Consider the following 13,078-nt stretch of genomic DNA (forward strand, 5'->3'; position numbering starts at 1 on the left):
GCGCTTCAGCGCGCGGCGCTGGCGCCGGCCTTCTTGCGCGCGGCGGTCTTCCTGGCCGCTGCGGGCACAGCGGGCGCGGCCACGGTCGCAGCCTTTCTTGCCGGCGCCTTCTTGGCGGCGACGGCGGTGGTCTTGCGAGTTGGCTTCACGGTGTCTTCGGCGGCAATCTCGCCGCGGTTGCCCGCGCGGCTCTGCGGCTCGTCGTTGGCTGCGATGAACTTCACCACCTTCGGGTAGACCAGGTCGCGCCAGCGGCGGCCGCTGAAGATGCCGTAGTGGCCCGCGCCCTTGACTTCGTAGTGCTCGCGCTTGCTGTCCGAGATGCCGGTGCACAGGCTGTGCGCGGCCTCGGTCTGGCCGGAGCCGGAGATGTCGTCGAGTTCGCCTTCGACGGTGAGCAGGGCGGCGCCGCGGATGTCCTGCGGGCGCACGCGCTCCACCTGGCCTTCGGGGTTCTTGACGTCCCATGTGCCGTTGACCAGGTCGAACTCCTGGAACACGGTGCGGATGGTGTCGAGGTAGTAGTCGGCGTCCATGTCGAGCACGGCGTTGTACTCGTCGTAGAACTTGCGGTGGGCCTCGACGCTGGCGTCGTCGCCCTTGATGAGGTCCTTGAAGTAGTCGTAGTGGCTGGTGGCGTGGCGGTCAGGGTTCATCGCCACGAAGCCGGTGTGCTGCAAAAAGCCTGGGTACACGCGGCGCCCCGCACCCGGGAAGCCTTGCGGCACGGGGTAGATCACGTTGTTCTCGAACCACTCGAAGCTCTTGTTCATCGCGAGGTTGTTCACCGCCGTGGGCGACTTGCGCGCGTCGATGGGGCCGCCCATCATGGTCATGGTGAGCGGCAGCGCTTCGCCGCGGCTCGCCATGAGCGACACGGCCGCCAGAACCGGCACGGTCGGCTGGCACACGCTCACCACGTGGCAGTTGCCGTACTCGGCCTGCAGCAGGCGGATGAACTCCTGCACGTAGTTGATGTAGTCGTCGAGGTGGAACTCGCCTTCCGACATCGGCACCAGCCGCGCGTTCTTCCAGTCGGTGATGTAGACCTTGTGGTCCTGCAGCATGGTGCGCACAGTGTCGCGCAGCAGCGTGGCGTAGTGGCCCGACAGGGGCGCCACGATCAGCACCACGGGCTGGCTCTTGAGCGTCTTGAGGATGTGCGGCTCGTCGGTGAAGCGCTTGAACCGGCGCAGCTCGCAGAAGGGTTTGTCGAGTGCGATGGCTTCCTGGATGACGACATCTTCGCCGCCGACCTTCACCGACTTGATGTTGAATTCGGGCTTCTCGTAGTCCTTGCCGAGGCGATAGAGCAGGTCGTAGCCTGCGGCCATGCGCTGCGCCATGGGCATCTGGCCCCACACGGCGCCGGGGCCGTAGAGTTTGGAGGCTGCCTGGGCGAAGTCCGAGAAGGGCTCCATCAGGGAACGCTGGGCTTCGTAGAGTTGATAGAGCATCGCTGGTGTTGGAGTGGAATGTTGCAGTGCAATATATCAGTGCCTTCGCTGCGGTGCAGGAGGCCTAACCCCTACACGGACGCCAAGGCCGGGGTGCTTTTTCCACGGAATGTGAAGGAATCGTCGCGAAGGCGATTCCCTCACACTTTGCTGTCACTTAGATGACTTTGGCGATCGAGGCGCAGACGTGCTCGATGTTCTTGCTGTTCAGCGCGGCCACGCACATGCGGCCGGTGTCGGTGCCGTACACGCCGAATTCATTGCGCAGGCGCACCATCTGGTCCTTGCTCAGGCCCGAGTAGCTGAACATGCCGATCTGCGTGGTGATGAAGCTCATGTCTTCCTTCACGCCGGCGGCCTTCAGGCCGTCGACCAGCTTCTGGCGCATGGCCTTGATGCGCACGCGCATCTCGCCGAGCTCCTTTTCCCACAGGGCGCGCAGTTCGGGGGTGCCGAGCACCGCGGCCACCACGGCGCCGCCGTGGATCGGTGGGTTGCTGTAGTTGGTGCGAATGGCGATCTTCAGCTGCGACAGCACGCGGCCAGCTTCTTCCTTGTTCTCGCACAGCACCGACAGGGCGCCGACGCGCTCGCCGTACAGGCTGAAGCTCTTGGAGAACGAGGTCGACACGAAGAAGGTCAGTCCGGCATCGACGAACTTGCCGACGGCCGCGCCGTCTTCGGTCAGGCCGTAGCCGAAGCCCTGGTAGGCCATGTCGAGGAAGGGCACGAGGTTCTTGGCCTTGACGGCGGCGACGACCTGGTCCCACTGCGCGGACGTGATGTCGTAGCCGGTCGGGTTGTGGCAGCAGGCGTGCAGCACGACGACCGTGCCGGCGGGCGCCGCGTTCAGGGCGGCCAGCATGCCGTCGAAGTCGATGCCGCGCTTGGCGGCGTCGTAGTAGGGGTAGCTTTCGACCTCGAAGCCGGCGTTGGTGAACAGCGCGCGGTGGTTCTCCCAGCTCGGGTCGCTGATCAGGACCTTGGCGTTGGGGTTGAGCTTCTTCAGGAAGTCGGCGCCGACCTTCAGGCCGCCGGTTCCGCCGATGGCCTGGATGGTGGCCACGCGGCCCGACGTGACGGGTTCGCTGTCGGCGCCGAAGACCAATGCCTTCACGGCGTTGTCGTACGCGACGATGCCGTCGATGGGCAGATAACCACGCGCCGTGGGCGCTTTCATCATGTTCTGCTCGGCCGCCTGCACGCACTGCAGCAGGGGCAGCTTGCCGTTGTCGTCGTAATAGACGCCGACGCCGAGATTGACCTTGGAGGGGTTGGTGTCGGCGGCAAACTGCTCGTTGAGGCCGAGGATCGGGTCGCGCGGTGCCATTTCGACCGCGGTGAACATAGACATGGAAAGGTCCTTTGGGATGAAAGCTTCGCTGGCAACCGGGTTTGCGCTACGCTTTCCGGTTGCCTTGAATTTTACCGGCGTGATCGCCACCTGTCGGGAACAGCCATGCCAGAGAACAACGAAGCCATAGCAGACCTGAAGAAGCTGGACCCGATCGGGCCCGCAAAACAGGGCGAATTCGTCCGCTACCCCGGCTCTCCGTTCGAGCTTTTCCAGCCTTATCCGCCGGCCGGGGACCAGCCCAAGGCCATCGAGGGGCTGGTGGCGGGCGTGAACGACGGCGAGGTGTTCCAGACCCTGCTGGGCGTGACCGGCTCGGGCAAGACCTTCACCATGGCCAACGTGATCGCGCAACTGGGCCGCCCGGCCATCATCTTTGCGCCCAACAAGACCCTGGCGGCCCAGCTCTACAGCGAGTTCCGCGAGTTCTTCCCGAAGAACGCGGTCGAGTACTTCGTGAGCTACTACGACTACTACCAGCCAGAGGCCTACGTGCCGCAGCGGGACCTGTTCATCGAGAAGGACTCCTCGATCAACGAGCACATCGAGCAGATGCGGCTGTCTGCCACCAAGAGCGTGCTGGAGCGCCGCGACACGGTGATCGTGGCCACGGTGAGCGCCATCTACGGCATCGGCACGCCCGAGGACTACATGGAGATGCGGCTGATTGCCCGCGTGGGCGACAAGGTCGGCCAGCGCGACCTGATCTCGCGGCTCATCCGCATGCAATACACGCGCAACGAGCAGGATTTTGCGCGCGGCACCTTTCGCGTGCGGGGCGACACCATCGACGTGTTTCCGGCAGAGCACAGCGAACTGGCGATCCGCTTCGAGCTGTTCGACGACGAGATCGAATCGCTGCAGCTGTTCGACCCGTTGACCGGGCGCATCCGGCAGAAGGTGCCGCGCTTCACGGTGTACCCGTCGAGCCACTACGTGACGCCGCGCGACAAGGTGCTGGCGGCGGTGGAAACCATCAAGATCGAGCTGGCCGGCCGGCTCAAGGAACTGGTGGGCGCGGGCAAGCTGGTCGAGGCGCAGCGGCTGGAGCAGCGCACGCGTTTCGACCTCGAGATGCTCGCCGAGATCGGCCATTGCAAGGGCATCGAGAACTACACCCGCCACCTGTCGGGCGCCGCGCCGGGCCAGCCGCCCGCCACGCTGACGGACTACATGCCGAAGGACGCGCTGATGTTCCTCGACGAGAGCCACCAGATGATCGGGCAGCTCGGCGGCATGTACAACGGCGACCGGGCCCGCAAGACCACGCTGGTCGAATACGGCTTTCGCCTGCCGAGCGCCCTGGACAACCGGCCGCTCAAGCTGGAAGAGTTCGAGACGCGCATGCGCCAGTGCATCTTCGTGTCGGCCACGCCGGCGCAGTACGAGAAGGACCATGCGGGCAACGTGGTCGAACAGCTGGTGCGGCCCACCGGGCTGATCGACCCCGAGGTCGAGGTGCGTCCCGCAACGCATCAGGTGGACGATGTGCTGGGCGAGATCCGCATCCGCGTGGACAAGAACGAACGTGTGCTCATCACCACGCTCACCAAGCGCATGGCCGAGCAACTGACCGACTACCTGGGCGACAACGGGGTGAAGGTGCGCTACCTGCACAGCGACATCGACACCGTGGAGCGGGTCGAAATTCTGCGCGACCTGCGCCTCGGCACCTTCGACGTGCTCGTGGGCATCAACCTGCTGCGCGAAGGACTGGACATTCCAGAGGTGTCGCTGGTCGCGATTCTCGACGCCGACAAGGAAGGCTTCCTGCGTTCCGAGCGCTCGCTGATCCAGACGATCGGCCGGGCAGCGCGCAACCTGAGCGGCAAGGCCATTCTCTACGCCGACCGGATGACCGATTCGATGAAGTTGGCCATTGGCGAAACCGAGCGCCGGCGTGCGCGGCAGGTTGCCCACAACGAGGCTAACGGCATCACGCCGCGCAGCATCGTCAAGCAGGTGCGCGACCTGATCGACGGTGTCTACAGCGAGAAGACCGGCAAGGAAATGGCCAAGCTCGACCTGGAGCGCGCCAAGGTCGAGGACATGAGCGAGAAGGACATCGCCCGGGAAATCAAGCGGCTCGAAAAGCAGATGCTGGAGCACGCCCGGAACCTCGAATTCGAGAAGGCCGCCCGGGTGCGCGACCAGTTGGCGCTGCTGCGGGAGCGGGCGTTCGGGGCGTCCGGCGGCGACAACATCGCGGTTTTGCCGCAGTAGGTCTGGTGTCCAGCTGGCCCTGGTTCGGAGGTTCGCATTCTTCAAGCGAACCGCGCTGGGGTTTACCCGAGCAGAGTTCGGGGTTTTTGTTATACTTGACCGAAACAGTCAACAACATAAAAAGAACTTCGCGATGAAGGACCGACTCCTACCGGCTGGTTCACCAGTGTCTGGGGTCGGGCAGGGCGGAGACGAAGTCACCGCGGTCCGGGACTGCGGTGTCATTTCAACGGTAAGCACTTGAAGGAGCTTGCGATGCGTCTCACTACCAAAGGCCGTTTTGCGGTCACAGCAATGATCGATCTGGCACTGCGTCAGAACACCGGTCCGGTCACGCTGGCTGCAATCAGCCAAAGGCAGCAAATTTCGCTGTCGTACCTCGAGCAGCTGTTCGGCAAGCTGCGCCGTCACGAGCTGGTCGAGTCGACCCGTGGCCCCGGCGGCGGTTACAGCCTCGGCCGCAAGGCGGCAGACATCACCGTGGCCGACATCATTGTCTCCGTCGATGAACCCATCGATGCCACCCAGTGCGGCGGCAAGGAAAACTGCCTCGGCGAAGCCGGCCGCTGCATGACGCACGAACTCTGGGCCTCGCTGAACCAGCGCATGGTCGAGTTCCTTGATTCCGTCACGTTGCAGAAGCTGGTGGACGACCAGATCGCCAAGGGCGTGCAGATCGAGAACAAGCCGGTCGTCAAGCGTGCGATCTCGGCCCAGCCGGTGGTCAAGCCGATTCGCGTGAATGCGCCGAATTCGGTGTTCGCCCTCGGCAACGTCTTCGCCAAGTCCTGAGTGTCGGCAGCGCCTGCGGGCGCCGCCAAGAGCCGCCAGATCAAAAAACAACCCCCACGCCAGCACGAGCCAGCCATGGACGTAACTCCTCATTTCCCGATCTATCTCGATTACGGCGCCACCACGCCCGTGGACCCCCGTGTGGTCGACGCCATGATTCCGTGGCTGCGCGAACACTTCGGCAATCCCGCATCTCGCAGCCACGCCTGGGGCTGGGAGGCTGAAGAAGCGGTCGAGAAGGCGCGCGGCCAGGTGGCTGAGCTGATCAACGCGGATCCGCGCGAGATCGTCTGGACGTCGGGTGCCACCGAGTCGATCAATCTCGCGCTCAAGGGCGCGGCCCAGTTCTACAAGGGCAAGGGCAAGCACCTGATTACCCTGAAGACCGAGCACAAGGCCGTGCTCGACACCATGCGCGAACTCGAGCGCCAGGGCTTCGAAGTGACCTACCTCGACGTCGAGGAAAACGGTCTCGTCGACCTGGAGAAATTCAAGGCCGCGATCCGCCCCGACACCATCCTGGCCAGCGTGCTGTTCGTGAACAACGAAATCGGCGTCATTCAAGACGTGGTCGCGCTGGGCAACGTCTGCCGTGAGAAGGGTGTGATCTTCCACGTCGATTCGGCCCAGGCCACCGGCAAGGTCGAGATCGACATCACCGCACTGCCTATCGACCTGATGAGCCTCGCCTCGCACAAGACCTACGGCCCCAAGGGCATCGGCGCGCTGTATGTGCGTCGCAAGCCGCGCATTCGCCTTGAAGCGCAAATGCATGGCGGTGGCCATGAGCGCGGCATGCGTTCGGGCACGCTGCCTACGCATCAGATCGTCGGCATGGGCGAGGCGTTTCGCATCGCCAAGCTCGAAATGAAGGACGACATCGCCCGAGCGCGCCGCCTGCAGCAGCGCCTGCTCGACGGCCTGAAGGACGTCGAACAGGTGTTCATCAACGGCGACCTCGAGCGTCGTGTGCCGCACAACCTGAACATGAGCTTCAACTATGTCGAAGGCGAGTCGCTGATCATGGGCATCAAGGGCCTGGCGGTGTCGTCGGGTTCGGCCTGCACTTCGGCCAGCCTGGAACCCAGCTACGTGCTGCGCGCCCTGGGCCGCAGCGACGAACTGGCCCACAGCAGCCTGCGCATGACCATCGGCCGTTTCACGACCGAAGAAGAAATCGACTACGCGATCTCGACCATCAAGCACAACGTCGCGAAGCTGCGCGAGCTGAGCCCCCTGTGGGAGATGTTCAAGGACGGCGTCGACATCAGCACGATCCAGTGGTCGGCCCACTGACCCAGGCCAGCCCAAGGCTCCACGATTGAACAAAGTTTGAGAGGTACACCATGGCATATTCTTCCAAGGTCATCGACCATTACGAAAATCCACGCAACGTCGGCTCCTTCGAAAAGGGCGACGACTCGGTAGGCACCGGCATGGTCGGCGCCCCGGCCTGCGGCGACGTGATGAAGCTGCAGATCAAGGTCAACCCCGAAACCGGCGTGATCGAAGATGCCCGTTTCAAGACCTACGGCTGCGGCTCGGCCATTGCCTCGTCGTCGCTCGTGACCGAATGGGTCAAGGGCAAGACGCTCGACGAAGCGGCTGCGCTGAAGAACGCGCAGATCGCCGAAGAACTGGCGCTGCCGCCCGTGAAGATCCACTGCTCCATCCTGGCCGAAGACGCGATCAAGGCGGCGGTGAGCGACTACAAGGCCAAGCACGGCGTCAAGACCGAAGCTGCTGCGGAAGCCGTTCACTGACATGGCCGTCACGCTGACCGAAGCCGCTGCGCGACACGTCACCCGCTACCTCGGTAAACGGGGCAGGGGCGTGGGCGTGCGGCTGGGCGTGAAGACCACCGGCTGCTCGGGCCTGGCCTACAAGCTCGAGTACGTGGACGAGTTCACCCCCGAAGACGTGGTGTTCGAAGACCACGGCGTGAAGGTGCTGGTCGACCCGAAGAGCCTGGCCTACATCGACGGCACGCAGCTCGACTTCGTGCGTGAAGGCCTGAACGAAGGCTTCAAGTTCATCAACCCGAACGAACGCGACCGTTGCGGATGCGGCGAGAGTTTTCGCATCTGATGCACCGTCGCTGACCGCGACCACAGCCGCCACCATGTCATGTGCTGGCGGTTTTTTCTTGCCATGAACCTGAACGACACCGACTTTCAACTGTTCGCCGTCCCGGCGACGTTTGCGCAGGACCGCGCGGCGCTCGACGCACGCTGGAAAGAGCTGCAGCGCGAAGCCCACCCGGACCGCTTCGCCGCACAGGGCGCTGCGGCGCAGCGCGTGGCCATGCAGTGGTCGGTGCGCATCAACGAGGCCTACCAGCGGCTCAAGGACCCGGTGCGCCGCGCCAGCTACATCTGCGAGCTGCACGACGCGCCGCTGAACGCCGAGAACAACACGGCGATGCCGCCGGAGTTTCTGATGCAGCAGATGGAATGGCGCGAAGCGCTCGACGAGGTCGAGGACACCGCCGCGCTCGAGAAGCTGCAGGCCGAGGTCGATGCGGGCCGAGCACGCGCGCTGTCTTCGCTCGACTGGCTCATCGACGAGAAGGGCGACTACCCCGCCGCCGCCCAGCAGGTGAGAGCCCTCATGTTCATTGAGCGCTTCGGACAGGACGTCGAAGCCAAATTCGATCAGTTGGGACAATAGGCCCTTATGGCTCTTCTTCAGATTTCCGAACCCGGCCAGGCGCCCGACCCGCACCAGCGCCGCATTGCCGTGGGCATCGACCTCGGCACCACGCATTCGCTGGTGGCTTCCGTGCGCAATGGCGTGGCCGAGTGCCTGCCCGACGACCAGGGCCGCGTGCTGCTGCCTTCGGCCGTGCGCTACCTCGAGGGCGACCGCCGCCAGATCGGTTTCGACGCGCTCGCCGCGCGCGCGCATGACCCGGCCAACACCATCACCTCGGTGAAACGGCTCATGGGCCGAGGCCTGGCCGACATCGCCAACCGCGAGGCCATGTCGTTCCGCATCGGCAGCAACGACGGCGGCATGGTGACGGTGCAGACCCTGGCGGGCGAGAAGTCGCCCGTCGAGATCAGCGCCGAGATTCTTGCGACCTTGCGCTTCCGCGCCGAAGACACCTTCGACGATGAACTCTACGGCGCGGTCATCACCGTGCCGGCGTACTTCGACGAAGGCCAGCGCCAGGCCACCAAGGACGCTGCGCAGCTTGCCGGCCTCAACGTGCTGCGCCTGATCAGCGAGCCCACGGCCGCCGCCATCGCGTACGGCCTCGATAACGCGAGCGAGGGCGTCTACGCGGTCTACGACCTGGGCGGCGGCACCTTCGACATTTCGATCCTGCGACTGACGCAGGGCGTGTTCGAAGTGATTGCCACGGGTGGCGATTCGGCCCTGGGCGGCGACGACTACGACCACGCGCTGGCCGGTTTTGTGCTCGAGCAAACCGGCCTGCAAGCCGGCAGCGACACCGACAAGGCCGCCTTGCTGGTGGCTGCGCGCGCCGCCAAGGAGGCACTGACCGAATCGGCATCGACCGCATTCAGCGCGAGCGTCGCGGGCGAAACGGTCACGTTCGATCTGGCCCGCGAGCAGTTCGACGCGGCCACGAAGCCGCTCACCGACCGCACCATCGCTGCCGTTCGCAAGGCGCTGCGCGATGCCAGGCTCAAGCCCGACGACCTGCAAGGCATCGTGCTCGTCGGCGGCTCCACCCGCATGCCGCAGGTCCGCGCGGCCGTTGCCGGGTTCTTCGGCCGCGAGCCGCTGGTCAACCTGAACCCCGACGAAGTCGTGGCCCTCGGCGCCGCCATCCAGGCCAACCAGCTGGCCGGCAACGACGGCGCAGGCGAGTTGCTGCTGCTGGACGTGATTCCGTTGTCGCTCGGCATCGAGACCATGGGGGGGCTCGTCGAGCGCATCGTGCCGCGCAACCAGACCATTCCCACGGCCATGGCGCAGGACTTCACGACCTACAAGGACGGCCAGACCGCGCTGGCGTTGCACGTTGTGCAGGGCGAGCGCGACCTGGTGTCCGATTGCCGCAGCCTCGCGCGCTTCACGCTGCGCGGCATCCCGCCGATGGCGGCCGGCGCGGCGCGCATCCGCGTGACCTTCACCGTCGACGCCGACGGCCTGCTGAGCGTGAGTGCGAAGGAGCAGGGCAGCGGCGTCGAGGCCAGCGTGACGGTCAAGCCGTCGTACGGCCTGTCGGACGACCAGATCGCAACCATGCTGCAGGAGAGCTTCTCCACTGCGCAGCAAGACATGCAGGCCCGCGCGCTCGTCGAGTCGCGCGTCGATGCCGACCGCATGCTGCTGGCCACGCAGAGCGCGCTCGACGCCGATGGCGACCTGCTTGGCGCCGAGGAACGCGCCGTCATCGACGCGTCGATGGCGCGGTTGCGCGAAGCCGCCAAGGCGAGCAACGAGGCGGCTGCCATCGAGGCCGCCACCAAGAAACTGGCCGACGACACCGAGGCCTTTGCCGCCCAGCGCATGAACGCGGGCATTGCGCGCGCGCTTTCGGGCCGCAAGGTCGAATCCCTGTAGAACAACAACATGCCCACGATCAAGATCTACCCGCATCCCGAGTACTGCCCGCAGGGCGCCGAAATCACCGCGCCCGCCGGCACCTCGATCTGCGAGGCGCTGCTCGACAACCACATCAACCTCGAGCACGCCTGCGAGATGAGCTGCGCCTGCACGACCTGCCACGTCATCGTGCGCCAGGGCTTCAATTCGCTCAACGAAGCCGAGGAGGGTGAAGAAGACCTGCTCGACCGCGCCTGGGGCCTGGAGCCGCAGTCGCGCCTGAGTTGCCAATCGATCCTGGCGCAGGAGAATGTGACCATCGAGATTCCGAAGTACTCGATCAACCACGCCAAGGAAAACCACTGATGTCCAGACTGATCGTTCTCGATACGGAAACCACCGGCCTCTCCGCGGAGAATGGCGACCGCATCATCGAGCTCGGCTGCGTGGAGCTGTTCAACCGCAAGCTCACCGGCAACGACCTGCACATCTACTTCAACCCCGAGCGCGAGAGCCATGAAGACGCGCTCAAGGTGCACGGCCTGACCACCGACTTCCTGCGCGACAAACCGAAGTTCGCCACGCTGGGCAACGACATCATCGAGTACCTGCGCGGCGCCGAGCTGATCATTCACAACGCGGCCTTCGACGTCGGCTTCCTCAACAAGGAGTTCGAGCGCGCCGGCCTGCCGCCGTTGCGCACCTTCGTCAGCGAAGTGACCGACACGCTGGCCATGGCCAAGCTGGTGTACCCGGGCAAACGCAATTCGCTCGACGCGCTGTGCGACCGCTTCGGTGTCGACCGTTCGAACCGCACCTTCCACGGCGCGAAGCTCGATGCGCAGTTGCTGGCCGACGTCTACATCAACCTCACGCGCGGGCAGGACGCGCTGCTGATCGACGTGGCCTCGAACGAGCCGGCGCTGGGCACCACTGTGGTGGCCATCGACCTGAGCCAGTTCGCGCTGCCGGTGATCGCGGCGGGCGAGCAGGAACTCGCCGCGCACGAGGCCGTGTTGTCTCAGCTCGACAAATCGAGCGGTGGCCGAACACTGTTTCGCCAGAACAGCGAAAAAGCTGTGGCATAATCTGAGGCTTCGCACAACGCGATACGTGTTCAAGACACTGAACTCAAAAGCAGTGTCTCAGGGCGGTTAGCTCAGGGGTAGAGCACAGCATTCACACTGCTGGGGTCGGAGGTTCGAAACCTCCACCGCCCACCAAATCAGAAAAAGCGACCTGGATTTCCAGGTCGCTTTTTTGTTGTCCGTTCGTTCCTGCCTTGCGCGACATTTCTGCTTCGCGGCGTCAATGGCTGACCTGTCGGCTCCCGCCGACGGCAAGTGCAGCGAAGGGCTGGCGCAGCTCCCGCGGCACAGGCCTACAACCTGGGCCAAAGGAGCAACACCATGGCCACCCATCCCGACCTTCCGACTCCGCTCACGCCGGACCTGCCTGTAGAGCCCGATCAAGGACCGAGCACGCCGCCCGACGAAACCACCGATCCCGAGCCGCCGCCCAGCGTGTTGTGAGTGCGCGCGGCGTGCGAGCCGCGCTAAGCTCGCTCGATGGACGAAATTGATTGCGCCGTCATCGGCGGTGGGGTTGTGGGCTTGGCCGTCGGTCGCGCGCTGGCGCTAGCCGGCCGCGAGGTGCTGGTGCTGGAATCCGAAGGTGCCATCGGCACGGGAACCAGTTCGCGCAACAGCGAGGTCATTCATGCAGGCATCTATTACCCGCAGGGCTCGCTGAAGGCCAGGCTTTGCGTCGAAGGCAAGGAACTGCTCTATGCCTATGCGGCGCAGCGTGGCGTGCCACACCGGCGCTGCGGCAAGTTCATCGTGGCCACATCACTGGAGCAGGCGGCTCAGCTCGATGCGATTCGAACCAAAGCCGCCGCCAATGGTGTCGACGACCTCGAGCTGATGACCGCGCAGCAGGCGATCCAGTTGGAGCCGCAATTGCATTGCGTGGCGGCGCTTCATTCTCCGAGTACCGGCATCGTCGACAGCCACGCCTTGATGCTGAGCCTGCTCGGGGATCTCGAGAACGCCGGCGGCATGCTGGCGCTGAAATCGCCGGTGCTGCATGCCGAATGCAGCGACAGTGGCATCGTCCTGGTCGCGCAGGACGGCACGGCGCTGCGTTGCCGCAGCGTCGTCAACGCTGCCGGGTTGGGGGCTCCGGCACTGGCCCGGCGTTTCGAAGGACTGCCTCTTTCTTCGGTGCCGAAGGCGTATTTCGCCAAGGGCAACTATTTCACGCTCTCGGGGCGCGCGCCGTTCAGCCGCCTGGTGTATCCGGTACCCGAACCGGGTGGCTTGGGCGTGCATTTGACGCTCGACCTTGGAAACCAGGCGAAGTTCGGACCCGACGTGCAGTGGGTCGAATCGGCTGACGACCTGGTCGTGGACCCGGCCCGCGGCGAGGGCTTCTACGCAGAGGTACGCAAGTACTGGCCCGCACTGCCCGACGGTGCCTTGATCCCGGGCTATGCGGGCATGCGGCCCAAGATTTCCGGGCCGGGCGAGCCGGCCGCCGACTTCGTGATCGATGGGCCTGCATCGCACGGTGTGCCGGGCCTGGTCAATCTGTTCGGCATCGAATCGCCCGGGCTCACGAGCAGCCTGGCCATCGGTCGCCATGTCGTCGGCCTGCTGGCGGATGCGTGACGCGACGCGCGTCAAAGTCTGCGCGCCCGCCGCGCACGAGGGTCTTTTGTGCCTGTAAC

At 64.8% G+C, this 13,078-nt stretch carries 13 protein-coding genes and 1 tRNA gene; 12 read left to right on the forward strand and 2 right to left on the reverse strand.

The annotated features are described in order from the left end of the window. Positions 1 to 5 precede the first annotated feature (5 nt). Both AC0IYU_RS07170 and AC0IYU_RS07175 read right to left on the reverse strand, forming a co-directional pair. Positions 6 to 1,457: a polyhydroxyalkanoate depolymerase gene (locus AC0IYU_RS07170; protein ID WP_472114624.1), complete on the reverse strand. Its 1,452-nt coding sequence runs from the start codon at positions 1,455 to 1,457 to the stop codon at positions 6 to 8. A gap of 157 nt (positions 1,458 to 1,614) precedes the next feature. After that, positions 1,615 to 2,811 carry an amino acid aminotransferase gene (locus AC0IYU_RS07175; protein ID WP_435484056.1) on the reverse strand — a complete coding sequence of 399 codons (1,197 nt, stop codon included), beginning with the start codon at positions 2,809 to 2,811 and terminating at the stop codon, positions 1,615 to 1,617. A gap of 105 nt (positions 2,812 to 2,916) precedes the next feature. Here AC0IYU_RS07175 and uvrB point away from each other — a divergent pair, with 105 nt between their 5' ends. The 12 genes from uvrB to AC0IYU_RS07235 all read left to right on the forward strand — a co-directional run bounded on the left by uvrB (position 2,917) and on the right by AC0IYU_RS07235 (position 13,019). Then, positions 2,917 to 5,034, forward strand: a complete 2,118-nt coding sequence (gene uvrB / locus AC0IYU_RS07180) for an excinuclease ABC subunit UvrB (RefSeq protein ID WP_472114627.1) — start codon at positions 2,917 to 2,919, stop codon at positions 5,032 to 5,034. A 255-nt stretch (positions 5,035 to 5,289) separates the two neighbouring features. Further along, positions 5,290 to 5,826, forward strand: a complete 537-nt coding sequence (iscR, locus tag AC0IYU_RS07185) for a Fe-S cluster assembly transcriptional regulator IscR (protein WP_093237517.1) — start codon at positions 5,290 to 5,292, stop codon at positions 5,824 to 5,826. Positions 5,827 to 5,901: 75 nt separating this feature from the next. After that, positions 5,902 to 7,122 (forward strand): IscS subfamily cysteine desulfurase, encoded by a 1,221-nt coding sequence (locus tag AC0IYU_RS07190; protein WP_472114630.1) that lies wholly within the window; start codon positions 5,902 to 5,904, stop codon positions 7,120 to 7,122. Positions 7,123 to 7,172: 50 nt separating this feature from the next. Beyond that, positions 7,173 to 7,589: a Fe-S cluster assembly scaffold IscU gene (gene iscU, locus AC0IYU_RS07195; RefSeq protein WP_116907255.1), complete on the forward strand. Its 417-nt coding sequence runs from the start codon at positions 7,173 to 7,175 to the stop codon at positions 7,587 to 7,589. Position 7,590: 1 nt separating this feature from the next. Further along, entirely contained in the window at positions 7,591 to 7,914 is a 324-nt protein-coding gene (iscA, locus tag AC0IYU_RS07200; RefSeq protein ID WP_472114633.1) for an iron-sulfur cluster assembly protein IscA, read from the forward strand. Positions 7,915 to 7,977: 63 nt separating this feature from the next. After that, entirely contained in the window at positions 7,978 to 8,496 is a 519-nt protein-coding gene (hscB, locus tag AC0IYU_RS07205) for a Fe-S protein assembly co-chaperone HscB (RefSeq protein WP_472114636.1), read from the forward strand. 6 nt (positions 8,497 to 8,502) lie between these two features. Beyond that, positions 8,503 to 10,365, forward strand: a complete 1,863-nt coding sequence (gene hscA, locus AC0IYU_RS07210; RefSeq protein ID WP_472114639.1) for a Fe-S protein assembly chaperone HscA — start codon at positions 8,503 to 8,505, stop codon at positions 10,363 to 10,365. 9 nt (positions 10,366 to 10,374) lie between these two features. Continuing rightward, positions 10,375 to 10,713 (forward strand): ISC system 2Fe-2S type ferredoxin, encoded by a 339-nt coding sequence (gene fdx, locus AC0IYU_RS07215; RefSeq protein ID WP_435438574.1) that lies wholly within the window; start codon positions 10,375 to 10,377, stop codon positions 10,711 to 10,713. After that, entirely contained in the window at positions 10,713 to 11,435 is a 723-nt protein-coding gene (dnaQ, locus tag AC0IYU_RS07220; RefSeq protein WP_435438575.1) for a DNA polymerase III subunit epsilon, read from the forward strand. The genes fdx and dnaQ overlap by 1 nt, the downstream gene beginning before the upstream one ends. A gap of 60 nt (positions 11,436 to 11,495) precedes the next feature. Next, positions 11,496 to 11,570 (forward strand) — tRNA-Val (locus AC0IYU_RS07225). 186 nt (positions 11,571 to 11,756) lie between these two features. Further along, the gene (locus AC0IYU_RS07230; RefSeq protein ID WP_435438576.1) at positions 11,757 to 11,879 is read left to right on the forward strand and encodes a stereocilin; all 123 of its coding nucleotides are present in this window, start codon (positions 11,757 to 11,759) and stop codon (positions 11,877 to 11,879) included. Between the two features lie 36 nt (positions 11,880 to 11,915). Next, complete coding sequence (locus AC0IYU_RS07235; RefSeq protein WP_472114642.1) at positions 11,916 to 13,019, forward strand: NAD(P)/FAD-dependent oxidoreductase; 1,104 nt, start codon at positions 11,916 to 11,918, stop codon at positions 13,017 to 13,019. Positions 13,020 to 13,078: the final 59 nt, after the last annotated feature.

The organism is Variovorax sp. AC103 (assembly GCF_979254005.1).

Coding starts and splice junctions, on each gene's coding strand:
- AC0IYU_RS07170 (WP_472114624.1), bottom strand. CDS start 1,457: ATGCTCTATCAACTCTACGAAGCCCAGCGTTCCCTGATGGAGCCCTTC.
- AC0IYU_RS07175 (WP_435484056.1), bottom strand. CDS start 2,811: ATGTCTATGTTCACCGCGGTCGAAATGGCACCGCGCGACCCGATCCTC.
- uvrB (WP_472114627.1), top strand. CDS start 2,917: ATGCCAGAGAACAACGAAGCCATAGCAGACCTGAAGAAGCTGGACCCG.
- iscR (WP_093237517.1), top strand. CDS start 5,290: ATGCGTCTCACTACCAAAGGCCGTTTTGCGGTCACAGCAATGATCGAT.
- AC0IYU_RS07190 (WP_472114630.1), top strand. CDS start 5,902: ATGGACGTAACTCCTCATTTCCCGATCTATCTCGATTACGGCGCCACC.
- iscU (WP_116907255.1), top strand. CDS start 7,173: ATGGCATATTCTTCCAAGGTCATCGACCATTACGAAAATCCACGCAAC.
- iscA (WP_472114633.1), top strand. CDS start 7,591: ATGGCCGTCACGCTGACCGAAGCCGCTGCGCGACACGTCACCCGCTAC.
- hscB (WP_472114636.1), top strand. CDS start 7,978: ATGAACCTGAACGACACCGACTTTCAACTGTTCGCCGTCCCGGCGACG.
- hscA (WP_472114639.1), top strand. CDS start 8,503: ATGGCTCTTCTTCAGATTTCCGAACCCGGCCAGGCGCCCGACCCGCAC.
- fdx (WP_435438574.1), top strand. CDS start 10,375: ATGCCCACGATCAAGATCTACCCGCATCCCGAGTACTGCCCGCAGGGC.
- dnaQ (WP_435438575.1), top strand. CDS start 10,713: ATGTCCAGACTGATCGTTCTCGATACGGAAACCACCGGCCTCTCCGCG.
- AC0IYU_RS07230 (WP_435438576.1), top strand. CDS start 11,757: ATGGCCACCCATCCCGACCTTCCGACTCCGCTCACGCCGGACCTGCCT.
- AC0IYU_RS07235 (WP_472114642.1), top strand. CDS start 11,916: ATGGACGAAATTGATTGCGCCGTCATCGGCGGTGGGGTTGTGGGCTTG.